Below are 25286 nucleotides of genomic sequence, written 5' to 3' on the forward strand. Positions count from 1 at the left end.
GCTTGTGTCGCGGCGTTGTGCCCGCGACAGTGAGATCAACGAAAAGGACACCACATGATCACCCGCACCGGATCGGCTCAATGGGATGGCGGATTGAAGGCTGGCAAAGGCCAGGTTTCGACCAAATCGGGCGCCCTGAACGCCCTGCCCTACGGCTTCAACACGCGTTTCGAGGACAGCCCCGGCACCAACCCCGAGGAACTGATCGGCGCCGCCCATGCCTCGTGCTTCTCGATGGCGCTGGCCATGATGCTGGAACAGGAAGGCGTTTCGGGCGTCTCGATCCAGACCACCTGCGACATCTCGATGGACAAGGACGGCGACGGTTTCGCCGTGAAGAAGGCCCATCTGACGACGAAGATCACCGCCGATGCGGATGAGGCGAAAGTGCTGGAAGTCGCCGAAAAAGCCAAGGCGGGCTGCCCGATCTCGAAGCTCTTGAATGCCGAGATCACCATGGACGCGTCGGTGGCCTGATGCGCATCCGGATCGGTCACGAGATCAGCATCCGCGTCACGCAGCCCACGCCGCTGATCTGCACGGTTGCGCCCGAGATATCGCGGCACCGCGACTTCGTCGCGCCCGAGATGGTGTCGACCAACCCTCACGTGCCGATCCACAACTATTACGACCGATACAACAACATCTGCCGGCGCATGGTCGCGCCGGCGGGTGACTTCACGCTGCGGGGCGACGTGACCCTGCTGGACAGCGGCAACTGGGACGAGGTCAACCCGGCGGCGCAGGAATTGCGCGCCGAGGATCTGCCGGACGTGGTCATCGGATTCCTGACCGCCTCGCGCTATGTCGAAAGCGATCTGGTCAGCCAGGAAGCGTGGGACCTGTTCGGAGGCGTGACGCCGGGCTGGACCCGGGTCCAGGCCATCGTGGATCACGTCAACGGGCTTCTGACCTTCGATTACGGCACGGCCTCGGTCTATCGCACGGCGGCGGGCGCGCGGCAGGGCGGCATCGGCGTGTGCCGCGACTTCGCGCATCTGGCGCTGGCCTATCTGCGCGCGCTGAACATTCCGGCCCGCTACGTCAACGGCTATGTCGGCGATATCGGCATCCCCAAGGCCGATGCACCGATGGACTTTGCCGCCTGGACCGAGGTCTATCTCTCGGGCAAGTGGTACACCTTCGATCCGCGCAACAACGAACGCCGGATCGGGCGGGTGGTCGTGGCGCGCGGCCATGACGCCGCCGACGTGCCGCTGATGAACAGCTTCGGCGCGCATGAGCTGACCGGCTTCACCGTCTGGTGCCATCCCGTCGACGAGCAAGGCAACGAGCTGGACGGGATGCTGTTCGGCACGTGAGGGGGTCCGAGGCGATGCGCCTCAGACCATCATCTCCTTGGTGGCGGTCAGCTTGATCTCGGGGTGATCGCGACCGATGCGGTCGATGTCCCATTGCAGCCGGGTCAGATAGACCAGATCGCCGTCATGGTCATACGCCAGATGGCCCTTGTTCACCTCGACGAAGGCATCGACCTTGGGCTTCGGCCCGGCGACCCACCGGGCACTGGTGAACTGGCTGCCCTCGAAGCGGACGGGAATGCCGTATTCCAGCTCGATCCGGCTGGCCAGCACCTCAAATTGCAGCGCCCCCACCACGCCAACGATGAAGCCCGAGCCGATGGTCGGCTTGAAGACCTTGGCCGCGCCTTCTTCCGCGAACTGCATCAGCGCCTTTTCCAGATGCTTGGCCTTCATCGGATCGGTCGCCCGGACCGAGTTCAGCAGTTCCGGCGCGAAGCTGGGAATGCCGGTGAAGCGCAGCGCCTCGCCCTCGGTCAGCGCATCGCCGATGCGCAGCTGCCCGTGGTTCGGAATGCCGATGATGTCGCCCGCCCAGGCCTCTTCCGCCAGTTCGCGGTCGGCGGCCAGGAACAGGACCGGGTTCGACACGGACATCGGCTTCTTCGTCCGCACATGCACCATCTTCATGCCGCGTTCGAAATGCCCCGAGGCGAGGCGCACGAAGGCCACGCGGTCGCGATGCTTGGGGTCCATGTTCGCCTGCACCTTGAAGACGAAGCCGGTGACGGTCGTCTCCTCGGGCGCGATCTGGCGTTCGGCGGCGTTCTGGATCTGGGGCGGCGGCCCATAGGTGCTGATGCCCTGCATCAGCTCCTGCACGCCGAAGCTGTTGATCGCGCTGCCGAACCAGATGGGGGTCATGTGCCCTTCCAGGAACGACTTGCGGTCGAAGGCGGGCAGCAGCTCGCGCGCCATCTCGACCTCTTCGCGCAGCTTGGCCAGCAGCTCGGCGGGCACGTGATCGGCCAGCGCGGGATCGTCCAGACCGTTGATCTTGATCGACTCCGCGACCTTGTTGCGGTCGGCGCGGTCCATCAGCTCCAGCCGGTCGCGCAGCATGTCGTAGCAGCCGATGAATTCCCGGCCAACCCCGATGGGCCAGCTGACCGGCGCCACGTCGATGGCCAGGTTCTCCTGGATCTCGTCGATGATCTCGAAGGTGTCGCGGGATTCGCGGTCCATCTTGTTGCAGAAGGTCAGGATCGGCAGGTCGCGCAGCCGGCAGACCTCGAACAGCTTGCGGGTCTGGGATTCCACACCCTTGGCGCCGTCGATGACCATGATCGCGGCGTCCACCGCCGTCAGGGTGCGATAGGTGTCTTCGGAAAAGTCGCTGTGACCCGGCGTGTCGACCAGATTGAAGCGGTGCCCGTCGAAATCGAAGGACATGGCCGAGGCCGAGACCGAGATGCCCCGATCCTTCTCCATCTGCATGAAGTCCGACCGGGTCCGCCGCGCCTCGCCTTTGGCGCGCACCTGCCCGGCCATCTGGATGGCGCCGCCATACAGCAGGAACTTCTCGGTCAGCGTGGTCTTGCCCGCATCGGGATGCGAGATGATCGCGAAGGTCCGGCGGCGGGCGATCTCAGACGGGAGGTCGGGGCGGTTTGTCATGCAGGGGCTTTAGCGCGCCCGCGCGCGGGGCGCAATCGGGGCCGGCGCGTCAGAACAGCCCCTCGACCTGGCCCTTATCGTCCAGCCCGATCACCTCGGCCGCCGGATGGCGCGGCAGGCCGGGCATGGTCATGATCTGCCCGCAGATCGCCACGACGAAGCCCGCGCCCGCATTCAGCCGCACCTCGCGCACCCCGATCACATGGCCCGTCGGCGCGCCGCGCAGGCTGGGGTCGGTCGAGAAGCTGTATTGCGTCTTGGCGATGCAGACCGGCATGCGGCCGTGGCCCGCAGCCTCCCACGCCGCCAGCTGCTCGCGGATGCCGGGCGCGGCCTCCACCCCGCCGGCGCGGTGGATGCGGGTGCAGACCGTCTCGATCTTGTCCCAGAGCGGCAGGTCGTCGGGATAGAGCGTGGCGAACTGTGCGCCCCCTTCGGCCAGATCCACCACCGCGCGGGCCAGATCCTCGGCCCCCGCGCCGCCTTCGGCCCAGTGCCGCGCCAGGATGGCCTGCACCCCCTGGCCCGCGCAATAGTCCTGCAGGGCGGCGATCTCGGCTTCAGTGTCGCCGTCGAAATGGTTCAGCGCCACGACGACGGGCAGGCCGAAGCTGCGGATGTTCTCGATATGGCGACCCAGATTGGCGCAGCCCTCGCGGACGGCGCCCGCATCCTCGGTGCCCAGATCGGCCTTTGCGACGCCGCCGTTCATCTTCAGCGCCCTTATCGTCGCCACAAGCACCACCGCCGCCGGGGCCAAGCCCGCCAGACGGCACTTGATGTTGAGGAACTTCTCGGCCCCCAGATCGGCGCCGAAGCCCGCCTCGGTCACCACGTAGTCGGACAGGCGCAGGGCGGCGCGGGTGGCGATGACGCTGTTGCAGCCATGGGCGATATTGGCGAAGGGGCCGCCATGGACCAGCGCGGGGTTGTTCTCCAGCGTCTGGACAAGGTTCGGCTGCAGCGCGTCCTTCAGCAGGACGGTCATCGCGCCATCGGCCTTCAGGTCGCGGGCGGTGACGGGGCGGCGGTCGCGCGTCTCGCCGATGACGATGCGGCCAAGCCGATCCTGCAGATCGGCCAGATCGCGTGCCAGGCACAGGATCGCCATGACCTCGGAGGCCACGGTGATGTCGAATCCCGACTGGCGCGAGAACCCGTTGGCCGGGCCGCCCAGACCCACCACCACGTCGCGCAGCGCGCGGTCGTTCATGTCCATGACGCGACGCCAGCTGATCCGGCGCGTGTCCAGATCCAGCGCGTTGCCCCAGTGGATGTGGTTGTCGATCATCGCGGCCAGCAGGTTGTGGGCCGAGGTGATGGCGTGGAAATCGCCGGTGAAATGAAGGTTCATGTCCTCCATCGGCACGATCTGCGCGCGGCCGCCGCCAGCCGCCCCGCCCTTCATCCCGAAATTCGGGCCCAGGCTCGCCTCGCGGATGCAGATGGTGGCGCGCTGGCCGATGCGGTTCAGCGCATCGCCCAGACCCACGGTGGTGGTGGTCTTGCCCTCGCCCGCAGGGGTCGGGTTGATGGCGGTGACCAGGATCAGCCGACCCTCGGGGCCCGATAGCCCGGCCAGCGCCTCGTGGGTGATCTTGGCCTTGTCATGGCCATAGGGCAGGATCTGGTCATAGGTCAGGCCAAGGCGCTTGGCGACATCGGCGATGGGCCGCTTGCTGGCGGCGCGGGCAATCTGAAGATCGGTCTGCATTCCCTAACGCACCACCATCACGGACACGGGCGAGTGCCGCACCACCGCGTTTACGTCACGGCTGACGCGGATGCTGCGCAATTCGTCGGGATTGTCGCTGGCCATGACGATCAGATCCGCCTTGTGCCGGATGGCCGCCTTGAGGATCGTCTCGGCCACATGGCCGTGGCCAACATGGATCTGCACCCGCGCCTCGTCCGGGAAATGCTTGGTGGCGAAGGCGTCCAGCGACTGCTTCATTTGCTGCAGGACGCTTTGTTCATAGCCCTTGGGCAGGAAGGTCGCTACCATCGAGCTACCGAAGTCATGCACGATCCCCAGCAGGTGGATCACGCCGCGATCCCCGGCCAGGGCCCGGGCGGCAGGCAGGGCCTTTTCCCAGCTTTCGGGATGCTGCAGGTCGATGGGCAGAAGCACGGTCTCATGCATGGCGGGGCCCTTTCCGGGTGTCTGCGGGGGCTGGCCCCGGCCCTTCGCGGCGACGCTGCAGCCAGACGACCACAGCCAGCAGCAGGAAGGCCGGGATATAGATCCAGTAGCGCGACGGCGCCGCCGTCGGTGCATTGACCGCCAGGATGGTCTGATCCCAGTCCAGACCGGCCGCCTGCGCGGGGCTGTCGAAGGCCACGTTGTCAATCATCACCCGATCGCCATCCGCGATCAGCTCGATGCCCGAGGCGGCCAGCCGATCCTCTCCGGTCTCGCCGGGGGGGACGGGCAGCAGGGCGGTGAACTCGACCGGGTTGCCGATGTCGTTCAGCCCCGCGATGCGCAGCCGCAGACCGTCGCCGACCTCGCTGCCCTCCAGCGCCTGCACGAACTCGGTGCCGGGACGTTCCTCGAAGGGCGGGAAGGCATAGCCCCAGAAGAAGCCGGGGCGGAAGATGGTGAAGGCGATCAGCAAGAGCAGGATCGTCTCGTAGAAGCGGTTGCGGACCAGGAACCAACCCTGGGTGGCGGCGGCGAAGAGCAGCATGGCGATGGTGGCGGTGATGAAGACGAAGATGCCCTGCAGCCAGCCCACGTCGATCAGCAGCAGGTCGGTGTTGAAGATGAACAGGAACGGCAGCGCCGCCGTCCGCAGGCTGTAGCCGAAGGCCACGACCCCGGTACGGATCGGGTCGCCCCCCGACACGGCGGCGGCGGCGAAGGAGGCCAGCCCCACCGGCGGGGTCACGTCGGCCATGATGCCGAAGTAGAAGACGAACAGATGCACCGCGATCAGCGGCACGATCAGACCGTTCTGCTGGCCAAGCGTCACGATGACCGGCGCCAGCAGCGCCGAGACGACGATATAGTTCGCGGTCGTGGGCAGCCCCATCCCCAGGATCAGCGACAGCACCGCCGTCAGCCCCAGGATGGCCAGCAGGTTGCCGCCCGACAGCACCTCGACCACATCGGCCAGCGCCGATCCGACGCCGGTCTGGCTGACCGCGCCGACGATGATGCCCGCCGTCGCCGTGGCGATGCCGATGCCGATCATGTTGCGCGCGCCGCTGATCAGCCCGTCGACCAGATCGTCGGCCCCCGAGCGCAGGGCGCGGCCCGTGGTCCGGTTGCCGGTGCGGTCCATGCCGCGCAGCAGGACCATCAGCGGGCGCTGCGTCAGCAGGATGAAGATCATGTAGGCGGTGGCCCAGAAGGCCGACAGGCCCGGCGACAGCCGGTCCACCATCAGCGCCCAGACCAGCACCACCACCGGCAGGATGAAGTGCAGTCCCGAGCGCACCGTCGGCCCCGGCAGCGGCAGGGCCGTCACCGGCGCGTTGGGATCGTCGATCTGCAGCGGCTCCTCGCGCGAGGCGACCCACAGGAGGCCGACATAGGCGGCGCCCAGCAGCGCGAAGACCACGTAAGGGGCATTGCTGCCGAAGGCGGGCCGGATCCAGCCCATCGTGTAATAGACGATCAGCGACAGGGCGCAGACGCCCGCGATGATGAAGGCTGCGCTCAGCAGGCGCTGCAGCACCGGCGGCGGGGTGTAAGATCGCGGCAACCCCTCCATCCCGGCCTTCATCGCCTCCAGATGGACGATATAGACCAGCGCGATATAGCTGATCGTGGCAGGCAGGAAGGCGTGGCGGACCACGTCGAAATAGGGGATGCCGACATATTCGACCATCAGGAAGGCGGCGGCGCCCATCACCGGCGGCATGATCTGGCCGTTCACGGACGAGGCGACCTCGACCGCGCCGGCCTTCTCGCTAGAAAAGCCCACCTTCTTCATCAGCGGGATGGTGAAGGTGCCGGTGGTGACCACGTTGGCGATGGAGGAGCCCGAGATCAGGCCGGTCATCGCGCTGCTGACCACGGCCGCCTTGGCCGGTCCGCCGCGCAGATGGCCCATCAGCGAGAACGCGACCTGGATGAAGTAGTTGCCCGCCCCCGCCTTGTCCAAGAGCGCGCCGAACAGCACGAACAGGAACACGAAGCTGGTCGAGACGCCAAGCGCGATGCCGAAGACGCCCTCGGTCGTGACCCATTGATGGTTGGCGACCTCGGTCAGGGAGTTGCCGCCATGCGCGATGATCGAGGGCATGTAGGGGCCCATGAAGGCATAGACCAGAAACACCGTCGCCACGATCATCAGCGCCGGACCCAGGCTGCGCCGCGTGGCCTCCAGCAGCAGCAGGATGCCAATGACGGCCACGATCAGGTCGCGGGTGATCGGCGCGCCGACGCGCGCGCCCAGCTCGTCGCTGAAGACGAAGACATACATGGTGACGCCCACGCCCACCAGCGCCAGCGCCCATTCCCAAGGGGGCACGCGGGATTTGGGGCTGCCCAGCAGGATGCCCGCGACCACGCCCGCCCCGGCCAAAGCGATCCACCAGATCGGCATGCTGCTTGGGGCGGCATAGATGAACAGCCCGGACAGCAGGACCGGAACGCCGACACCCAGGACCAGCTGAAAGGGGGACTTTTCAGCAGGATAGGCCATGAAAGCCAGAAACAGGGCGAAGGCCAGGTGGACGGCGCGGGCATCGGTGGCGCTGATGATTCCGAAGTTCAGCATGAAGGGCAGCGGCGAGGCGATCCACAGCTGGAACAGCGACCAGCACAGCGCCACCCCCAGGATCAGCTTGCCCACCGCGCCGGGCGGGGTGCGCGCGCCCGTGTCGGACGAGGCGACAAGTTCGTCCAGCTCCGCCTGGCTGAGCTCTCCGCGGCCCGAGGCCTGCATCTCGACGGCGGCAGCCTGCTGCTGGCGGTCCCTGGTCCTGTCTTCGTCGCTCATCACGGCACCCCCTGCGATGCAATTCTTATGATTCTGGCATGATGAAAGGGCGGCCCCGAAGGGCCGCCCCGGTCAGGCGTGGATCACTCGACCCAGCCCTGTTCGCGGAAATACCGCTCGGCGCCCGGGTGCAGGGGCGCGCTGTTGCCGTCGGCCACCATCTCTTCGGGCTCCAGCGTGGCGAAGGCGGGATGCAGGCCCTTGAAGCGGTCGAAGTTGTCGAAGACCGCCTTGACGACCTGATAGACGGTTTCTTCCGGCACGGCGGCCGAGGTCACCATCGTCGCCTTGACGCCGAAGGTCTCGGTGTCCTCGTCATTGTTGGCATACATCCCGCCGGGGATGATCGCCTTGGCATAGAACGGATTGTCCGCGATCAGCGCGTCGATCTCGGGGCCTGCCACCTCGACCAGCGTTGCGTCGACCGTCGAGGTCGCCTCCTGGATCGAGCCGTTGGGATGGCCCACGGTATAGCTGATCGCATCCACCTGGTTGTCGCCCAAGGCCGCCGACTGTTCCGCCGGGCGCAGTTCCGAGGACAGGGCGAAATCGTCCATGCTCATGCCCATGGCGTCCAGCACGACCTCGAAGGTGCCGCGCGAGCCCGAGCCGGGGTTGCCCACGTTCACGCGCTTGCCGGTCAGATCCGCGAAGGTCTCGATGTCGCTGTCGGCGCGGGCCACGACGGTGAAGGGCTCGGGATGGACGGCGAAGACGGCGCGCAGATCCTCGAAGGGCTCGCCCTCGTAATCCGAGCTGCCGTTATAGGCGTGGTACTGCCAGTCGGACTGGGCCACGCCCATCGTCATGCCGCCGGACTTGATCTGGTTGATGTTGTCGATCGACCCGCCGGTGGCGGGGGCGGTGCAGCGCAGGCCGGTCTCGGCGGTCTCGCGGTTCACGAGGCGGCAGATCGACTGGCCGACGACGTAATAGACGCCCGTCTGGCCGCCGGTGCCGATGGTGATGAACTGTTCCTCCTGCGCCATCAGCGGCGTCGCGGACAGCGCGAAGGCGGTGCTCAGCAGGATCGGTTTGAGTTTGCTCATGCGGCGTCTCCCTGTAGCATGTGGGCGGGGCGCAGGCACGACCGGCCCTTGCCCCGCAAGATGCGGTTAAGGTTAAAGACATCGGTCCGAAAGGCAAGCCTGACCAGTACCGCGTCGTCCGGCCGGACGCCTATGCAACCCTGGCGGGAACCGCGGGATCGGGTTCGCCGAACTGGCGCGCGACGGCGGCGCGCAGCTGGGGCAGCAGGTCGGCCTGGAACCACGGATTGGCGCGCAGCCAGCCGGTGTTGCGCCAGCTGGGATGGGGCAGCGGAAAGACCGCCGGGGCGTGGGCCTGCCAGTCGCGCACCGTGTCGGTGACGGTTCGCGCGCCCAGATGCCAGCGCATCGCATGCCCGCCCACCAGCAGGGTCAGGCGTGGCTGCAGCTGCGCCATGACACTGTCGCGCCAGGTTGCCGCGCAGTTCGGCGGTGGCGGCAGGTCGCTGCCCTTGGCGTCATAGCCCGGAAAGCAGAAGGCCATCGGCACGATCGCCACCCGCGACAGGTCATAGAACTGCGCCTCGGTCACGCCCATCCAGTCCCGCAGCCGGTCGCCCGAGCGGTCGGTGAAGGGCCGCCCGCTGGCATGGACCCGCGCGCCCGGCGCCTGCCCCACGATCAGCACCCGCGCGCCGGGGCGGAACCAGACGACGGGGCGCGGCGCATGGCGCGTGGCGGTCAGCGCAAAGCGGTCGCGGCAGAGGCGGCAGGCGCCGATCTGCGCGGCAAGCGACGGGGCGAAGGAGGTCATTGGGCCAATCTAGGCACAATTTGCCGTGTTTTAAGGCTGGCCGGATGGCGATTTCTGGCGTTCCATGGCAAGGCTGGACAGCCGGACCCTGCGGGCCTAATGTCACGATGGCAGTCTGGCCTCCCGGCATGGCACGCCTTGTGCCTGAATTAACGATTGCAAAGTCCCCTCATGCTTGAATTCGACAGCGTCTCCAAATCGTTCTGGACCGGCAAGCAGCACAAGATCATCCTCGATCGTGCCTCCTTCCAGGTCGAACTGGGAAACTCCCTGGGCATCCTGGCCCCCAACGGGACCGGCAAGACGACGATCATCAACATGATGTGCGGGCTGGAAAAACCCGACGAGGGGAAGGTCCGGCGGGAATGCCGCATCTCGTTTCCCCTGGGATTCATGGGCGGGCTGATCAATCGCCACACCGGCAATGAAAATGCTCGCTACATCGCCCGGATCTATGGGCTGGATCCCGATTACGTGTCGGCCTTCACGCGCTGGCTCTGCGACATCCACGAATATTTCGACATGCCGGTGGGCACCTATTCGGCGGGCATGAAGCAGCGCTTCAACTTCTCGCTGCTGCTGGCGCTTGATTTCGACATCTACCTGATCGACGAGGGCATGCCGCAGACCACGGATGCCGAATTCAACCGCCGGGCCGGACGCGTCCTGTTCGAGCGGTTGCAGACCTCGACCGTGGTCATCGTGTCCCACCAGCCCGGCACGATCGAGAAATTCTGCAATCGCGCGGCGATCCTGCGCGATGGCAAACTGTACATGTTCGAGTCCCTCGACGAGGCCAAGCAATATTATGACTACACCGCCTAAAGCCCGCCGCTATCACGCCTCGCCGTCGGATTCCGTCGCGGCGCGTCCCTCGCCCCGCACGGCCGATCCGGCCGCCCCCGAGACGGCGCCGAAAGGCGTGCGGCTGGAAAAGACCTCGCGCCCCGCGGCGCCCACGCCCGGGCCCGGGCCCCGGTCGGCGAATGCGCCGACGCCGCCCCAGGACGGGGATGCAAGGCGGCTGGATCGGTTCATCTCGACGGGACCCGTCGATGACGGCTTCGGCGATTTCAACATGAACCCGAAGGCCAAGGCCGAACCCCCGGCCGAGGCCCCGGAGGAGGATCTGGACGCCAAGCTGGAGGCCATCCGGGCCGAGAAGCTGACCGACCGCCAGCTGCGGATCGCCCGCCGCATCGCCACGCTGCACCAGATCGAGGTGACCTCGGGCGAAGAGGCCGTGCTGCGGCTGCGCGAGCGGGGCATCGACCCCTCCCATCGCGGCGCGGTGAGCACCATCCTGTCCTCCGAGGGCAGCCGCGTGCTGGCCTCCCCCGCGCCCAATGTGCCTGCCGTCCGTCCGGGCGGACTGCCGACGATCCTGCCCAACGCCCCGCCAGCCAAGCGCCCCGAGATGCCCTCGCGCGAGGATCTGACCGAGGAAAAGCGCGCCGCCGAGATCTATCGCATCCAGCGCGATCTGGCGCGTCGTCGCCGTCGGCGCATGACGATGCTGGCGGCGCGGCTGATCGCCTTCGTGCTGATCCCGACCGTGCTGGTCGGATGGTATTATTTCCGCGTCGCCTCGCCGCTCTATGCGACCGTGTCGCAGTTCCAGATCCAGTCCGCGGATGGCGGCGGAACCGGCATGGGCGGGATCGGCGCGGCCCTGGGCGGCGTCGGCACGAACACCGACGCCGTGGCGGTGCAAAGCTATCTGACCTCGCGCGACGCGATGATGCGTCTGGATCAGGATCTGGGCTTCCGCGAGGCCTTCCAGGATCCCGCCGTCGATCCGATCAAGCGCCTGCCGGAAGATGCCACGAACGAGTCGACCTTCAGCCTCTACCAGGACAGCGTCAAGATCGGCTACGACCCGACCGAAGGCGTGCTGGACATGGAGGTGATCGCCCCCGATCCCCAACTGAGCGAGCAGTTCTCGCGGGCCCTGATCTCCTATGCTGAGGAATTGGTCGACGCGCTGACGGCACGCATGCGCGGGGACCAGATGGATGGCGCCCGCGAGACCTACGAGGATGCCGAGGCCAAGATGCTGGAGGCCCAGATGCGCGTGCAGGAACTGCAGGAACAGATGGGGGTGCTGGACCCTCTGGCCGAAAGCGGCGTGGTCATGGGCCAGGTCTCGGCGCTGGAAGCGCAGCTGACCGAAAAGCAATTGGAACTGGGGCAGCTGCTGGCCAACCCCGCGCCGGTGCAGAGCCGCGTCACCGCCGTGCGCGGCGACATCACCCGGCTGCGCGAGATCATCGCGGAAACCCGGCTGGATCTGACCGAGGGCAGCGATTCCCGCAGCTCGCTGGCCGCGATCGGCGCCGAGATGCGGGTGGCCGAGGCCAACCTGCTGACCCGGCAGGAGATGCTGGCCGCCGCCGCCGCCCAGATGGAGGCTGCCCGGATCGAGGCCAACAAGCAGGTCCGCTACCTGTCGCTGTCGGTGGCCCCGATCCCGCCGGACGAGGCGACCTATCCCAAGGCGTTCCAGAACACGCTGGTGGCCTTCTTGGTCTTCGCGGGCATCTATCTGATGCTGTCGCTGACCGCCTCGATCCTGCGCGAGCAGGTGTCCACGTGACCCCGGCCCGTCACGTCCCGATCGGCGGCGTCACCTGCGGCAACGACCTGCCGCTGACGGTGATCGCGGGCCCCTGCCAGCTGGAAGGCCTGGATCATGCGATGATGATCGCGGAGACGATGGCCACGGCCTGCGCGGCTGCGGGGGCGTCCTTCGTCTTCAAGGCCAGCTTCGACAAGGCCAACCGCACCTCGCTGTCGGGCAAGCGGGGTCTGGGCATAGACGAGGGTCTGCAGATCCTGGCCACCGTCCGCGAACGGCTCGGCTGCCCGGTGCTGACCGACATCCATGATGCCGAGCAGGCCATTCGGGCGGCCGAGGTGGTGGATGTCATCCAGATCCCCGCCTTCCTGTGCCGTCAGACCGACCTCTTGCTGACGGCGGGCCGCACGGGCGCCGTCGTCAACATCAAGAAGGGCCAGTTCCTGGCCCCTTGGGACATGCCCAATGTGGCGCAGAAGGTCGCCTCGACCGGGAACGAGAACATCCTGCTGACCGAGCGCGGCGCCAGCTTCGGCTACAACACGCTGGTGGCCGACATGCGGTCGCTGCCGATCATGGCGCGCACCGGCTATCCGGTGATCATGGACGCCACCCATTCTGTCCAGCAGCCGGGCGGTCAGGGCGGCAGCTCGGGCGGGCAGCGTGAATTCGCGCCGGTCATGGCGCGCGCCGCCGTGGCGCTTGGCGTGGCGGGCGTCTTCATCGAGACGCATGAGGATCCCGACCGCGCGCCCTCGGACGGGCCGAACATGATCCCGCTGGACCAAATGGCGGCACTGGTCGCCTCGCTGATGGCCTTCGACCGTCTGGCAAAGGCCGACCCGCTGCCGGCATGATCCGCGCGCTTCTGATCCTGTGCCTGCTGGCAGTGGCGGCCCCCGCCCATGCCCAGGCCCCCGAGGCGCATTCGCCCCAGACCCCGGCGGGCGCGATCTCGACCCGCGACGACCGGGCCACCGATCTGGCGATCCTCGCCCGCATCTCCAGCATCCTGGCGCAGGTGCCGCAATTCGACGGCGTGCGCGTGCAGGTCGATGCGGGCATCGTCACGCTGGAGGGCGAGGTGGCCGAACAGCAGACCGTCGACCGGCTGCAGACGCTGCTGGCCCGCGTCGAGGGCGTCGTCGCGATCCAGAACGGGGTGATCCTGTCCACCGACCTGGGCACGCGGCTGGAAACGGTGCGCGACCGCGCCCAATCGCGCCTGACCCAGCTGGTCGCGGGCCTGCCCTTCATGGCGCTCGGGCTGGGAGTGGGCGCGCTGATCGTGCTGGCCGGGGGCTGGCTGTCGCGGCGCCAGCGCACCCTGTCGGGCATCGCCCCCAATCCCTTCATCGCGGGCTTTCTGGCGCAGACGATCCGGCTGGTGGCCTGGATCGTGGCGCTGGTCGTGGCGCTGGACCTGATGGGCGCGCGGGCGCTTCTGGGCACGCTGCTGGGGGCGGCGGGCATCTTCGGCCTGTCGCTGTCCTTCGCGGCGCGCGACACGATCGAGGGGGTCGTGGCGACGATGCTTCTGTCGCTGCGCCAGCCCTTCAACCCCAATGACCTGATCGAGGTGAACGGCCTGCGCGGCCGGGTGATCCGCCTGACCAGCCGGGGCACGACGCTGCTGACACTGGACGGCAACCATATCCGCATCCCGAACCAGATCATCTACAAGGCCGTGCTGACCAACTATACCCGCAACCCCGAGCGCCGCTTCATGGTCGATCTGACCATCGACCCGACCGCCGATCTGGGCCGGGCCCGCGACGTGGTGCTGAAGTCGCTGAAGGGCATGACCTTCGTGCTGGACCGCCCCGAGCCGGTCGCCTGGCTGGATGCCAGCGGCCCCGAGCATGTGGTGATCCGCGCCGGGGGCTGGGTGTCGCAGGACGGCACCGATTTCGATCTGGCGCGGGGCGAGGCGTTCCGGCTGCTGCGCCACGCGCTGGATGCCAAGGGCTATCTGCTGCCCGAGCCCGTCCACCGCATCCGCATCGAGGATAGCCAGGCCGAACAGTCCCGCCCGGCCCCCGCCCGGCCCGCCGACAGCCGCCTGTCCGACGCCGCCTCGGACGCGGCCTTCGAGGAGATGGTCGAACGCGGGCGCATCGACGACGGGCGCGACCTGCTGAGCCCCACCCCGCGCAGCTAAGGGCGGGGTCTAGGGCGCGCGGGCGGCGGCATCCGCCGAGGCCCAGGCCCATTGGAAGTTGTAGCCGCCCAGCCAGCCGGTCACGTCCACGCATTCGCCGATGAAGGCCAGCCCCGGCACCTTGCGCGCCTGCAGCGTCTTCGCGTCCAGATCGCGCGTGTCCACGCCGCCCAGGGTGACCTCGGCGGTGCGATAACCCTCGGTGCCCACGGGACGCACCTGCCAGCGGTTCACGCGGGCGCCAAGCGCCTCCAGCCGGGCATTGGGCTGGTCGGCCAGCCGGGCCTGCGCCAGCCCCGCCTCGGCCGCCACCGCCTGCGCCAGGCGGTCGGGCAGCAGCTGTGCCAGCACGGTGGCGACCTGCGCCTTGCCGCGGCTGCCACGCGCAACCTTGAGGTCCGCGGCGATGTCGCGCCCGGGGGCCAAGTCGATGGTCAGCACCTCGCCCGCCCGCCAGAAGCTGGAGATCTGCAGGATCGCCGGACCGCTGAGGCCGCGATGCGTGAACAGCAGCGCATCGTGGAAGGCGCCGCCGCCATGCGCGATGCGCGCCTCGACCGACAGGCCCGCCAAGGGACGGCACAGCGCCAGGTCCTGCTCGGCGAAGGTCAGGGGCACCAGCGCCGGGCGCGTCTCGACCAGGCGCAGGCCGAATTGCGCGGCCAGATCATAGGCGAGCCCCGTCGCCCCGATCTTGGGGATCGACTTGCCCCCGGTGGCCACCACCACGCGCGGCGCGGCGATCGCCCCGCCCGGGGTCTTGATGACAAAGCCCTCGGCCTGCCGGTCCACCCGCTCGATCGCGGTGCCAAGGCGCAGCTCGGCGCCGCGCATCCGGTCCAGCAGCATGTCGGTGATCTGCGTGGCCTTGCCGTCACAGAACAGCTGACCCTGCGTCTTCTCGTGCCAGGTGATCCCGGCGCGGTCGACCAGATCGACGAAGGCGCCCGGCGCATAGCGCGCCAGCGCGCTGGCCGCAAAGCGCGGGTTGCCCGACAGGAAGCGATCCGGCCCGGTCGCGAGGTTGGTGAAGTTGCACCGCCCCCCGCCCGAGATCCGGATCTTTTCCGCCGGCACCCGCGCATGGTCCAGCACCAGCACGCGCCGCCCCTGCGCGAGGCTCGACCCCGCGCAGAACAGCCCGGCCGCCCCGGCCCCCAGAATGACAAGATCCGCATGTTCCATGGGGGCGGGATAGCGAAGCGCGCCGCCCGGGGCAAGATTTCTGCATTTTCCGCCTTGCACCCGTCTGCGCCCTTGGGTAATCACCCCCCACAGTTGGGGCGTGGCCAAGTGGTAAGGCATCGGTTTTTGGTACCGTGTACCGTAGGTTCGAATCCTACCGCCCCAGCCAACATCGTCTAAGATATTGGAAGACAATGCAGATAGTAGCCGTGAGGCGGCTATTGGACCAATGTCCTCCATGCTTGTCCTCCAAACCCACCGCGCCCCAGCTTCGAGGGCCACGAATGGGCATCGCCAACTTCGTCTTTCGCCGGGCCGCCATCTACGCATGGCGCCGTCGCATTCCCACTCGTATCGGTTGCGAAAGCCTCCACCTTCAGGTCAGTCTGGGAACAGCCTGTCCGGCAACAGCACGGCGCCTCGCGGGCATCCTAACGCATGAAAGCGACGAGGTCTTCGAAGCGATGGCACTGGACGGACTTTCCAAGGAGGCGGCCAGACAATGGCTGGAGCAGGTTGTCCGGGACGAGATGGCCCGCATCGAACGCCGCAAGCGGGCGCAGTCAGACAGTCGCGAGGCCGGCTATGCCCGTCTGAATGCAGAGGAGGACCGGGCCATGGGGCACGCACTCAGGCTTTTGGCGCGGGATGGGGTCAGTGCCGAACTCGGCGATGAGGAAAAGCAGGAACTGGTCTCCGAAGGCGTGCCAAAGGCCGCCTTCGAGCGGGTCGAGGCCTACCTGTCGCAGGCGGCAGGTGAGATGCTGGCTCCCAGCGTGGAACGCAAGATCCAGAACGGGATCTCAGCGATCACAGGACATGCCCTCCCGAGCGCCCACGATTTCCTCGACGCGCGGACCATCTATCTTCGCGGTCGCGCCGCTGTCTATCTGAACGCGTCGCAGCGCCGGGACCCAGCCCTTGCCGAGGCGCTGAAGCTCGCGGAGGCCCTTGAACAGGGAGGCTCCGAGCCTCACATCCCGGTCACCCAGGAGACTGAGCCGGCCTTCGATCCGGCGATTGCAGCCATCGCCGATCGCTTGACAACCAAGAAAATGAAACTCGGGCGAGCGACGGAGAAGACGGCCTACCAGATCCGCAACACTGCCGCGCTTCTGGTCGAGGCCACCGGGGTGACCGATATCAGGCGCCTGAAACAGTCGGACATCGCCGTTTTTTGCGACGTGATGTCCCGGCTTCCTCCAGCCTATCGAAAAAGCCCCAAAGAAAAGTTGGTGCCGCTGGCTGACATCATTGCGGCTGCGGCCGAAAAGTCTGCCAAAGTCGGTTTGTCGCCTGCGACGGTTAATAGAAACCTCGGCTTCATTGCCCAGATCGTCAAGCATGCAAATGCCGAAGGACTTCCGACGCGGGGGAGCATCGAAGTCAAGGATCTTCGAGAGTCCGATGCGGAGGATGATCAGGACAAGGTTCCCCCCTTTGAGCGTTCTGATATCCGCATGCTGTTCGAAGGTTCCATCTGGTCCGGATGCCGCAGTTCGGCCCGACGCACATCGCCTGGAGCCTTGGTGATCAAGGATGGTCTTTACTGGATCCCGATGATCGCAGCATATACCGGCGCGCGCAGGGAGGAAATTGCTGGGCTGTGCAGGTCGGACATTATCAATGAAGAAGGGGTATGGGCGTTCGAGTTCGCCTTTACCGAGGTTCGCCGTCTCAAGAACCTGCAATCGAAAAGAAAAGTGCCTATCCACGAACACCTGATTGAACTCGGTTTCCTGAAGCATATTGATGAGGTCGAAACCGGCAGAATTTTCCCTGAACTCAAGCGAAAGTCGGCGCGGGCAAATCTCGGCGACGACATCCACTACAACTTCAGAGCAATGCTGGACAAACAGCTCGGGCCAACTGCCAGAGATAAAGTGTTTCACTCCTTCAGGCACTACGTAATCGATGAACTGAGATTTAAGCAAAGAGTTGAAAAGCTGACCCGCCACCACATTCTGGGCCATTTGGTAAACTCGACGGAGGATCGCATCTACGGAAAGCGAACCCCGCTCCCAATTATGAAAGAGGCAATAGATGCTTTGCCGCGTGTGTTTTAGCACTCATTGGGCTCCACCCGTCGAGACGTGTTTCCTTCCGGCGAGGCCGCTGCCTTCCGGGCCGATTACGGCGCGGTTCGACAGTCGGCGGCACAGCATCGGCCTTCCACTTCATGACAAGCTCCCGCCGGCGCATTCGGCCCATACCTGCCGGTCGGCGGCTGCAACATACTGCAATGCAGCTTCGCCAAACCGGACACCAAGAGCTGGCGCAGCAAGCCCTATCGGGCAGCGTTTCCGTCGCAGTAGGAAGCTACCACTGCCGGAATTATAACGGTGTTCAATCGGCTTCCCAACTTCCACGAGAGCTGCCTCCTGTCTTTGCGATGTGAGCCAAGATCGACATGGCGGCGAATCGGCGGACAAAAGTCGCTTAGGCGCCCCGCACTTAGCGGTCGATGGGCATGCCCCGCATAAACAGCCATTTTCGGTTTGGACGGCGGACTGTCTTATTTTTTCGCACACATCGTGCCGATTGGTGGCCGCTGTCGGGGGCACCTGCAGCCGCTCTGACAAATTACCGGTCTTTTGTGAACGATTTCAGGTTTGAAGCTGGGTGCTCAGCCGCTATACGACGCTGCCTTTGCAGGGGCACCCTTTTCACCAAGGCGGGCAAAAACACCTGATTTCCGTTGCCCATATTCGAACGCGTCTGGCAGATTGAGGGGGCGAGTAGAAGCGGTCGGGGGTCAGCCCTTGGACATTGCTCGAACAAAAACCCTCGATGCGAGGACATGATGTTCGCAACCCGCACTGAACCCGACCATGCGACCCACCGTTGCCTGCCCTGCCTGCGCAGCAATAATCCGCAAAAGCGCGCCTGCGCGCTGCGGCACATGACCGCCGACCGGCAGGCCGAGGCACCCGTGGCCTTCCCCACCCCCCAATCGACAGGACCCCGCGCATGACCCGATCCCTTGCCTGCCTTTTCGCCGGCGCCACAGCACTCGCCTCGCCCGCGCTGGCCGCCGATCCGGTCACCTTTCAGCTGGATTGGCTGCCCGGTGGCGACAAGGCGCCCATTTATGTCTGCATCGACCAAGGCTTTTGCGAGGAAGCCGGGATCGAGGTCACCATCGCGCCCGGGCGCGGCTCGACCGATGCGATCTCGCGGCTGGCGGCGGGGTCGTCCGATGTGGGTGTGTCCGATATCGGCGCGCTGATGGCAGCGCGGGCGCAGGAAGGCGTGGGCGTCACGGCGATCATGTCGATCTTCAACAAGGGTCCGCATGCGTTCTACGTGGTCGAGGGGGGCGAGGTGGCCCAGGTCGCCGATGTGGCGGGAAAGCGGATCGCCACCTCTGCCTTCACCTCGTCCAACGTCTTCCTGCCGCTGGTCTTGCAGGATGCCGGCGTGAATCCCGACGCGGTGACGGTGGTGAATGCCGAACCCGGCGCGCTCGGGCCGATGCTGATGACCGGGCAAGTCGATGCCATCGTGGCATGGATGACCGACCTGACCCGCTATCGCAATCAGGGCGCCGAAGCGGGTCATCAGATCGGGGCGCTGCCGTGGTCGGCAGCGGGGCTGAACCTCTATTCCGCCTCGTTGATCGCCAATGACGGCTTTCTGGCTGAGCGCCCCGATGTCGCCCGCCGATTTGTCGCAGCCTTCAAGCGATCGGTCGAATTCGCGCACGAGAATCCCGAGGCCGCCGCGCAATCGGTGACCAATATCGTGGCAGAACTGGGATCCGAGGATGTGCAGGGATCGCTGTCGGACGCGATGACGCTGGTGATGAACGAGGTGACCGAGGCCGATGGTCTGGGCGTTTTCGAACCGTCCCGTCTGGCCGAGACATGGTCGCGCGTTGCGGCAGCGCAGGAACTCGACCCGGCCGGATACGATCCCGAGACGACCGTCTCGCGCGAATTCCTGGAATAGGGTCATGCAGCAGCCCCCCGCCATCAGGTTCGATGCTGTGGATCAGGTCTTTCAGGCCCGCTCCGGTCCTATCCACGCGCTGCAGGGTGTCAGCTTCGACGTGAGCCATCATGAGTTTCTGGCCGTGCTCGGCCCCTCGGGCTGCGGCAAGTCCACGCTGCTGCGGATGATTGCGGGGCTGTTGCAGCCCACCTCGGGCGAGGTAGAAGTTTTCGGGATGCCGGTGACCAGCCCGCGCGACGACATCGGCATCGTGTTTCAGAAGCCCACCCTGCTGCCTTGGGCCACGGTCGAGGACAACGTGACCTTCCCCGTCCGGCACAAGACCGGCCATGTCAGCATCCGCGACCGCGAGCGCGCGCAGGAGTTGCTGGCCATGGTCGGGCTGGAAGGGTTCGGCAAGCGCCTGCCGGATGAGCTGTCGGGCGGGATGCAGCAGCGCGTGGGCATCGCCCGTGCCTTGCATCTGGACCCCGACATCCTGCTGATGGACGAGCCGTTTTCTGCGCTGGACGCACTGACGCGCGAGATGATGGGCTTCGATCTGCTGCGGATCTTTGCCGACAAGCCCAAGACGGTTGTGTTCATCACCCATTCCGTCTCCGAGGCCGCATTGCTGGCCGACCGCGTGCTTGTCATGTCAGGGCGGCCTGGCTGCGTCGCCAGCCAGCATGTCGTGCCGCTGACGGGTCCGCGCGGCCCCGACAGCATGAAGGATGCAGGGCTGCTAGACCTGTCTGCCGACCTGCGCGCCCGTCTGATGACCCGAGAGGCCGCCTGAGATGTCCCAGACCCTGCCCGACCAGCCTCGCGCCAGCGTCCCTCCGGCGCCGCCCGCGCGCACGGTCCCCAAGCGCCCGGACCCCCGGCCCGCAGCAAAGCCTGCGCAGACCGTCGCTCCTTCCCTCTGGTCGCGCATACCCGGCCTGACCACGGCTGCAACCTTCCTCACCGTGCTGCTGCTATGGGAAGGCGCCGTGCGCCTGTTCGCCATCCCCTCGTTCCTGCTGCCGGCGCCAAGCGCGATCCTTGGGTCTTTCGGTGCCGTTGGCCCAGCAAGGTGGGCCACGCATGTCTGGGCAACGTTGCGGGTCGCGGTGATGGGCTTCGGGCTGGCCACCTGCGTGGCGATCCCGCTGGCGATGGTGATGATGCGGTCGCCTTTCCTTTCCAAAACGCTCTACCCGCTGCTGGTCGTGGTGCAATCGACACCCGTGGTGGCGATCGCCCCGATCATCGTCGTGGCACTTGGCGCGGGCGATCTGCCCCGCGTGGTCATCACCACACTGATCACCTTCTTCCCGCTGGTGGTCAGCACCGCCACAGGCCTTGCCGCCACGCCCCCCGAGCTGATCGAACTATCGCGCAGCCTATCCGCCCCCGCGCGTCGCGAAATGACCCAGATCCGCCTGCCCTATGCGGTGCCCTATATCTTTTCGGCGCTCAGGATCTCGATCACGCTGGCCGTCATCGGCGCGGTGGTGGCCGAGTTCGTCGCCTCCGATGCGGGGGTGGGCTATTTCATCCAGTTCTCGACCTCGATGTTCCGGATGCCGCAGGCCTGGGCCGGACTGGTCGTGCTGGCCGCGATGTCGCTGATCCTGTTCCAGGCGGTGGTGCTGACCCAGAAATGGCTGTTCCCGTGGAGCCTGCCCAAGACCACCCGCTAATTCCTCCATTACCCCCGGAGTAGAAGCGTCCGAAGCCCTGCGCTTTGGGAATTGCTCCTCAACTCAAGGAGACCACCATGACCGACCAGACCACATTGGCCGAACTGGCCAAGGAAGCCACCATCGGCGGCGAAGGCACCACCCTCGAGCGCGAGGTGCCCACGATCGACCTGTCCGATTTCGACAACCGCAAGGCCGAGATTGCAGATGCCCTCTGGGCGGCCGCGACCGATATCGGCTTCTTCCAGGTCTATAATCACGGCATCGCGCAGGAGGATATCGACACGGCATTCGACACCGCATGGGAATTCTTCGAGCTGCCGCGCGAGGTGAAGGCGCAATACCCGATGCCCAAGGGCACCAATGCGGGGTGGGAGTTCAAGGCACAGGTCCGCCCCTCGACCGGGACGCCCGACAACAAGGAAAGCTATCAGATCACCCGGCCCAAGATGGACGGCCTCTGGCCCACCGAGGCAGAATTGTCGGGCTTTCAGAACCGCATGCTGCGGTTCGAGGCCCAGAACTGGCAGCTGGGCATGCGCATCCTGTCCTGCTTTGCGCTGAAGATGGGGTTTGAGGAGGACTTCTTCGCCAAGGCCCACGATCCCGCAAGCGACCAGTATCAGTCGACCCTGCGGCTGATCCATTACATGTCGATGGAAAACGCCCAGCCAGAGGATTTCAAGTCGTGGCGCGCAGGTGCCCACAGCGATTTCGACTGCCTGACCATCCTGCACCAGAAGGAAGGTGAGGGCGGTTTGCAGGTCTGCCCTGGTAAGGACGCGGCATCGGGCCAGTGGACGGACGTGCCGCCGCGCACCGGCTATATCACCTGCAATATCGGTGACATGCTGATGCGCTGGTCCGACGATCAGCTGCAATCGACCCTGCACCGCGTGCGGATGCCGCGTCCGGGCGAATATATGGGCCGCCGCCTGTCGCTGCCGTTCTTCTGTCAGGCCAACCGCGACGCGCTGATGGTCGGGCCCTTGGGCAAATACGATCCGATGACGGCGGGCGATTACCTGACCATGCGGATCAACGCCAACTTCGCCGCGATCAAGGGCTGATTGCGGATGGGCCTTCCGGGTGACATCCTGAGCGGGAAACCAGCCCCCGGAAGGTCCATGCTGCACGGTCGCGCGCTGCGCTATCTTGACGAGGTCGCTCGCCACGGATCCATCCGAAAGGCGGCGCGGGTGCTGAACGTGTCGCCCTCGGCCGTCAGCCGCTTCGTGCTGGAGGCCGAGGCCGATCTCGGCACTCCCATCTTCGAGCGCCTGCCGCGCGGGCTGCGATTGACCACGGCGGGCGACATGCTGCTCGGCCATATCCGCGACACCTTGCGGGCCCATGAGGTGATCCGTGCGCAGGTGCGCGGCCTAAGGGGCATGGCGCGAGGCGAAGTCACGGTCGCCACCATGGCCACGCTGGCGACGGGCCGTCTGGCCGATGTCGTGGGCGAATACCGCGAGGCGCATCCACAGATCGATTTCCGCGTGACCGTGGGCCATCGCCCTGCGGTCATCGAGGCGGTCGTGTCAGGAACCTGTGAGCTGGCGCTGGCCTATAACCTGCCGCAGGACCCGCGCCTGCAGCGGGTGGCGGAGTTCCAGCACAGGTTGGGCGCAGTGATGGCCCATGACCATCCATTGACCATCAAGTCCCGTGTGCGGGTGTCGGATTGCCTGACCTATCCACTGGTGCTGGCCGACCCGACCATCTCGCTGCGCGAGGTGGTCGAGAACCTCGCGCCCGCCCATGCGGTGATCCGCCCGGTTGTCGAGACGAACTCGATGGAGATGATGAAGCGCTTGGTGCGTCGCAGCCCACATGTGACCTTCCTGAACCGCGTCGACGTGGATCAGGAGCTGCGAGACGGTGATTTGGCATTCCTGCCGCTGGAGGGGGCTGCGGGGCGCCAGAACCTGTCGCTGGCCCATCGCGCGCGCGGCGCGCTGTCGCCTGCGGCCAGCCGCTTTGTTGATCTGGTGCGGCAGCGCTTTGCCGCCACGCCGCAAAACGAACACGAAATGGATTGAGTAAATGGATGAACAGGGTTCCCCCCTTGCGGCGCTGACGCGTCTGACCGGCCACGGCCGCGTGGCGCTGTGCAATGCCCGTGTGCCGGTTTCGTTGCTGGCGGATGGCGCTCCGCAGGGGGTTGCTGCGCCCGATGCCGATGGCTCGGTCCAAGTTGATGTCCTGCTGGACGGTCTGGTTGTGGACCAAATCACGCGGGCGGGCGTGATGAAGAACGACGGGATCGACCTCGGCGGGCGCCAGTTATGGCCGATGCTGGTCGATGCCCATGCCCACCTGGACAAAGCCCACACGCTGGGTCGTGCCCCCGACAGCGGCGGCACCCATGCGGGCGCTCGAGATGCCACCAGCCGCGACCGCAAAGCCCATTGGCGCCGAGATGATCTGCTGGCCCGGATGTCATTCGCCCTCGACTGCGCCGAGGCCCATGGCGTCGCCGCCATCCGCACCCATCTGGACAGCCATCAGGGTCAGGCCCCCGAGACATGGGCCGCGTTCGCCGAAATGCGCGCGGCCTTCGCCGACCGCATTGCCCTGCAGGCGGTGGCTTTGGTGCCGATGGATGCCTGGGGCGGGGAATACGGCTCCGAACTGGCCGATCTGGTGGCAACGCAAGGCGGCATCCTGGGCGGCGTCACCCGCGCCTCGGGCGGCTCCCATGGGGCGCTTGAGGGGCTGGACGACATGCTGGATCGCCTGTTCACGCTGGCGCGCGACAGGGATCTGGACATCGACCTGCATGTCGACGAGGCTGCACAGGCTAGCGCCCTGCCCCATGTCGCCCGCGCAACCATCCGCCACGGATGGCAGGGCCGTGTGACCTGCGGGCATTGCTGCTCGCTGTCGCTGCTGCCTGATGAGGAACTGGATCGCACCATCGCACTGCTGACCGAGGCACAGCTGAACCTGATCACCCTGCCGACCGTGAACATGTATCTGCAGGACCGCCAGCCGGGCCGCACCCCACGCTGGCGCGGCGTGATGCCGGTGGCAGAACTTCGCACGGCGGGCGTTCCTGTCGCCGTTGCTGGGGACAACTGTCGCGATCCGTTTTACGCTTATGGAGATCACGACATGCTGGACTCATGGCGACAGTCAGTCCGCATCCTGCATCTGGATCATCCCTTCGCGGATGCCCCGATCCTCGCGGGACCTGTCCCCGCCCGGATCATGGGCCTTGATGCGGGGGCCATCGGCGTCGGACGCCGCGCGAACCTGATGTTGTTCCGCGCCTATACCCTTGATCAGGTCATCGCCCGGCCCCAATCCGACCGAATGCTGGTGCGGGCGGGACAGTGGTGCTCGCCACCTTCGCCCGCCTACGCTCCAAGGTGACGACGCAAACATCTTTGCCACAGAACGGCCCAGAGCCGGCGTTGACTTTATCAGTCCGGCGCTGCAGTGCAGTTCTTCACTACGGACATTCATCGCATGGGTTTGATGTTTAAACCAATGCGGCTAAAGAAGTGGCTCTGTAAATAGGTTTCCACCGGTAAGTCTGAAGCATAATGCCGCACATACGATATTGTGGAGGAGCGTGGCGATGAGCAGCGCGAAGGTTTCTTGGAAAGACATCAAACCAGTGCTATCTGGGGTTTCTGCAACCCAACTGCTCGGGCTTGTGCAAGACCTATATCGCTTGGATGCAGAAAATGCGTCATTCATGCATGCGCGTTTCTTAAGTGAAGATACAAAGCAAGGCCATCTAGCCCCCTACATGATAAGAATTCAGAATGCTATCAGTCCAGAGCAGCCTTGGAAGCAGGACGTAAGACTGGCCGAAGGCCGAAAAGCAATCAGTGAGTTTAAGAAAGCCAATGGCAACATCCGGGATACGCTGACCCTTATGATCCACTACGTCAAATGCGGCAATGATTGTATCCATCCGGTGAAGGCCGCTGTGACGTCAGATCTGATGGTCGCGTTCCATGGCGATCATCTCGAGCAGGTTTTCGACACCGAACGGAGTGAAGGCGAGCACCTCGACCTCGGTAGTGCCGTAGA

Annotated in this window: 20 protein-coding genes, 1 tRNA gene and 1 pseudogene; 15 read left to right on the forward strand and 7 right to left on the reverse strand. The window is 66.0% G+C overall.

Annotated features, from left to right (window positions below; translation table 11 throughout):
* The first annotated feature begins 54 nt into the window (after positions 1–54).
* Together FA743_RS02970 and FA743_RS02975 are read left to right on the forward strand one after the other, a co-directional pair.
* Entirely contained in the window at positions 55–477 is a 423-nt protein-coding gene (locus tag FA743_RS02970) for an OsmC family protein (protein WP_136884363.1), read from the forward strand.
* Positions 477–1322, forward strand: a complete 846-nt coding sequence (locus tag FA743_RS02975; RefSeq protein ID WP_136884364.1) for a transglutaminase-like domain-containing protein — start codon at positions 477–479, stop codon at positions 1320–1322. The genes FA743_RS02970 and FA743_RS02975 overlap by 1 nt, the downstream gene beginning before the upstream one ends.
* A 21-nt stretch (positions 1323–1343) precedes the next feature.
* On the opposite strand, the gene FA743_RS02980 is transcribed toward FA743_RS02975, so the two are convergent.
* The 6 genes from FA743_RS02980 to FA743_RS03005 form a co-directional block, all read right to left on the reverse strand.
* A complete protein-coding gene (locus tag FA743_RS02980; RefSeq protein ID WP_136884365.1) occupies positions 1344–2939 on the reverse strand; it encodes a peptide chain release factor 3 in 1596 nt (531 codons plus the stop codon).
* Between the two features lie 49 nt (positions 2940–2988).
* Positions 2989–4653, reverse strand: a complete 1665-nt coding sequence (locus tag FA743_RS02985; RefSeq protein ID WP_136884366.1) for a formate--tetrahydrofolate ligase — start codon at positions 4651–4653, stop codon at positions 2989–2991.
* A gap of 3 nt (positions 4654–4656) precedes the next feature.
* Entirely contained in the window at positions 4657–5082 is a 426-nt protein-coding gene (locus tag FA743_RS02990; protein WP_135816234.1) for a universal stress protein, read from the reverse strand.
* Positions 5075–7891, reverse strand: a complete 2817-nt coding sequence (locus FA743_RS02995) for a TRAP transporter permease (protein ID WP_136884368.1) — start codon at positions 7889–7891, stop codon at positions 5075–5077. The genes FA743_RS02990 and FA743_RS02995 overlap by 8 nt, the downstream gene beginning before the upstream one ends.
* 83 nt (positions 7892–7974) lie before the next feature.
* Positions 7975–8940, reverse strand: coding sequence for a TAXI family TRAP transporter solute-binding subunit (locus FA743_RS03000; RefSeq protein ID WP_136884369.1), 966 nt, complete (start codon positions 8938–8940; stop codon positions 7975–7977).
* 130 nt (positions 8941–9070) lie between these two features.
* Entirely contained in the window at positions 9071–9694 is a 624-nt protein-coding gene (locus FA743_RS03005; RefSeq protein WP_136884370.1) for a uracil-DNA glycosylase family protein, read from the reverse strand.
* 171 nt (positions 9695–9865) lie between these two features.
* Here FA743_RS03005 and FA743_RS03010 point away from each other — a divergent pair, with 171 nt between their 5' ends.
* From FA743_RS03010 to FA743_RS03025, 4 genes are read left to right on the forward strand one after another with little or no spacing between them, the layout of a single operon-like run.
* On the forward strand, positions 9866–10519 hold the full coding sequence (locus FA743_RS03010; RefSeq protein ID WP_136884371.1) for an ABC transporter ATP-binding protein: 654 nt from the start codon (positions 9866–9868) through the stop codon (positions 10517–10519).
* On the forward strand, positions 10503–12290 hold the full coding sequence (locus FA743_RS03015; RefSeq protein WP_136884372.1) for a KpsE/RkpR family capsule polysaccharide export protein: 1788 nt from the start codon (positions 10503–10505) through the stop codon (positions 12288–12290). Before FA743_RS03010 ends, FA743_RS03015 begins: the two co-directional genes overlap by 17 nt.
* Positions 12287–13129, forward strand: coding sequence for a 3-deoxy-8-phosphooctulonate synthase (gene kdsA / locus FA743_RS03020; protein ID WP_136884373.1), 843 nt, complete (start codon positions 12287–12289; stop codon positions 13127–13129). Before FA743_RS03015 ends, kdsA begins: the two co-directional genes overlap by 4 nt.
* The gene (locus FA743_RS03025) at positions 13126–14433 is read left to right on the forward strand and encodes a mechanosensitive ion channel family protein (protein ID WP_136884374.1); all 1308 of its coding nucleotides are present in this window, start codon (positions 13126–13128) and stop codon (positions 14431–14433) included. The genes kdsA and FA743_RS03025 overlap by 4 nt, the downstream gene beginning before the upstream one ends.
* Before the next feature lie 9 nt (positions 14434–14442).
* Here the strand turns inward: FA743_RS03025 and FA743_RS03030 are convergent, their stop codons facing one another.
* Positions 14443–15618 carry a BaiN/RdsA family NAD(P)/FAD-dependent oxidoreductase gene (locus tag FA743_RS03030; protein WP_136884375.1) on the reverse strand — a complete coding sequence of 392 codons (1176 nt, stop codon included), beginning with the start codon at positions 15616–15618 and terminating at the stop codon, positions 14443–14445.
* A 94-nt stretch (positions 15619–15712) separates the two neighbouring features.
* On the opposite strand from FA743_RS03030, the gene FA743_RS03035 reads away from it, so the two are divergent.
* The 9 genes and pseudogenes from FA743_RS03035 to FA743_RS03075 all read left to right on the forward strand — a co-directional run.
* Positions 15713–15787, forward strand: a tRNA-Gln gene (locus FA743_RS03035).
* A gap of 115 nt (positions 15788–15902) precedes the next feature.
* On the forward strand, positions 15903–17684 hold the full coding sequence (locus FA743_RS03040; protein WP_136884376.1) for a site-specific integrase: 1782 nt from the start codon (positions 15903–15905) through the stop codon (positions 17682–17684).
* Positions 17685–18588: 904 nt separating this feature from the next.
* Positions 18589–19569, forward strand: a complete 981-nt coding sequence (locus tag FA743_RS03045) for an ABC transporter substrate-binding protein (RefSeq protein ID WP_136884377.1) — start codon at positions 18589–18591, stop codon at positions 19567–19569.
* A gap of 4 nt (positions 19570–19573) precedes the next feature.
* Positions 19574–20350 carry an ABC transporter ATP-binding protein gene (locus FA743_RS03050; RefSeq protein ID WP_136884378.1) on the forward strand — a complete coding sequence of 259 codons (777 nt, stop codon included), beginning with the start codon at positions 19574–19576 and terminating at the stop codon, positions 20348–20350.
* Between the two features lies 1 nt (position 20351).
* Positions 20352–21239, forward strand: coding sequence for an ABC transporter permease (locus FA743_RS03055; protein WP_136884379.1), 888 nt, complete (start codon positions 20352–20354; stop codon positions 21237–21239).
* A gap of 77 nt (positions 21240–21316) precedes the next feature.
* Positions 21317–22309: an isopenicillin N synthase family dioxygenase gene (locus tag FA743_RS03060; RefSeq protein WP_136884380.1), complete on the forward strand. Its 993-nt coding sequence runs from the start codon at positions 21317–21319 to the stop codon at positions 22307–22309.
* A gap of 57 nt (positions 22310–22366) precedes the next feature.
* The gene (locus tag FA743_RS03065; RefSeq protein ID WP_136884381.1) at positions 22367–23281 is read left to right on the forward strand and encodes a LysR family transcriptional regulator; all 915 of its coding nucleotides are present in this window, start codon (positions 22367–22369) and stop codon (positions 23279–23281) included.
* A gap of 4 nt (positions 23282–23285) precedes the next feature.
* Positions 23286–24617, forward strand: coding sequence for a cytosine deaminase (locus tag FA743_RS03070; protein WP_136884382.1), 1332 nt, complete (start codon positions 23286–23288; stop codon positions 24615–24617).
* Positions 24618–24825: 208 nt separating this feature from the next.
* Positions 24826–25286 (forward strand): annotated as a pseudogene (locus tag FA743_RS03075) (hypothetical protein); the annotation flags it as partial.

It is taken from the genome of Paracoccus gahaiensis, assembly GCF_005048225.1.
Taxonomy (GTDB): domain Bacteria; phylum Pseudomonadota; class Alphaproteobacteria; order Rhodobacterales; family Rhodobacteraceae; genus Paracoccus; species Paracoccus gahaiensis.

Coding starts and splice junctions, on each gene's coding strand:
- FA743_RS02970 (WP_136884363.1), top strand. CDS start 55: ATGATCACCCGCACCGGATCGGCTCAATGGGATGGCGGATTGAAGGCT.
- FA743_RS02975 (WP_136884364.1), top strand. CDS start 477: ATGCGCATCCGGATCGGTCACGAGATCAGCATCCGCGTCACGCAGCCC.
- FA743_RS02980 (WP_136884365.1), bottom strand. CDS start 2,939: ATGACAAACCGCCCCGACCTCCCGTCTGAGATCGCCCGCCGCCGGACC.
- FA743_RS02985 (WP_136884366.1), bottom strand. CDS start 4,653: ATGCAGACCGATCTTCAGATTGCCCGCGCCGCCAGCAAGCGGCCCATC.
- FA743_RS02990 (WP_135816234.1), bottom strand. CDS start 5,082: ATGCATGAGACCGTGCTTCTGCCCATCGACCTGCAGCATCCCGAAAGC.
- FA743_RS02995 (WP_136884368.1), bottom strand. CDS start 7,891: ATGAGCGACGAAGACAGGACCAGGGACCGCCAGCAGCAGGCTGCCGCC.
- FA743_RS03000 (WP_136884369.1), bottom strand. CDS start 8,940: ATGAGCAAACTCAAACCGATCCTGCTGAGCACCGCCTTCGCGCTGTCC.
- FA743_RS03005 (WP_136884370.1), bottom strand. CDS start 9,694: ATGACCTCCTTCGCCCCGTCGCTTGCCGCGCAGATCGGCGCCTGCCGC.
- FA743_RS03010 (WP_136884371.1), top strand. CDS start 9,866: ATGCTTGAATTCGACAGCGTCTCCAAATCGTTCTGGACCGGCAAGCAG.
- FA743_RS03015 (WP_136884372.1), top strand. CDS start 10,503: ATGACTACACCGCCTAAAGCCCGCCGCTATCACGCCTCGCCGTCGGAT.
- FA743_RS03025 (WP_136884374.1), top strand. CDS start 13,126: ATGATCCGCGCGCTTCTGATCCTGTGCCTGCTGGCAGTGGCGGCCCCC.
- FA743_RS03030 (WP_136884375.1), bottom strand. CDS start 15,618: ATGGAACATGCGGATCTTGTCATTCTGGGGGCCGGGGCGGCCGGGCTG.
- FA743_RS03040 (WP_136884376.1), top strand. CDS start 15,903: ATGGGCATCGCCAACTTCGTCTTTCGCCGGGCCGCCATCTACGCATGG.
- FA743_RS03045 (WP_136884377.1), top strand. CDS start 18,589: ATGACCCGATCCCTTGCCTGCCTTTTCGCCGGCGCCACAGCACTCGCC.
- FA743_RS03050 (WP_136884378.1), top strand. CDS start 19,574: ATGCAGCAGCCCCCCGCCATCAGGTTCGATGCTGTGGATCAGGTCTTT.
- FA743_RS03055 (WP_136884379.1), top strand. CDS start 20,352: ATGTCCCAGACCCTGCCCGACCAGCCTCGCGCCAGCGTCCCTCCGGCG.
- FA743_RS03060 (WP_136884380.1), top strand. CDS start 21,317: ATGACCGACCAGACCACATTGGCCGAACTGGCCAAGGAAGCCACCATC.
- FA743_RS03065 (WP_136884381.1), top strand. CDS start 22,367: ATGCTGCACGGTCGCGCGCTGCGCTATCTTGACGAGGTCGCTCGCCAC.
- FA743_RS03070 (WP_136884382.1), top strand. CDS start 23,286: ATGGATGAACAGGGTTCCCCCCTTGCGGCGCTGACGCGTCTGACCGGC.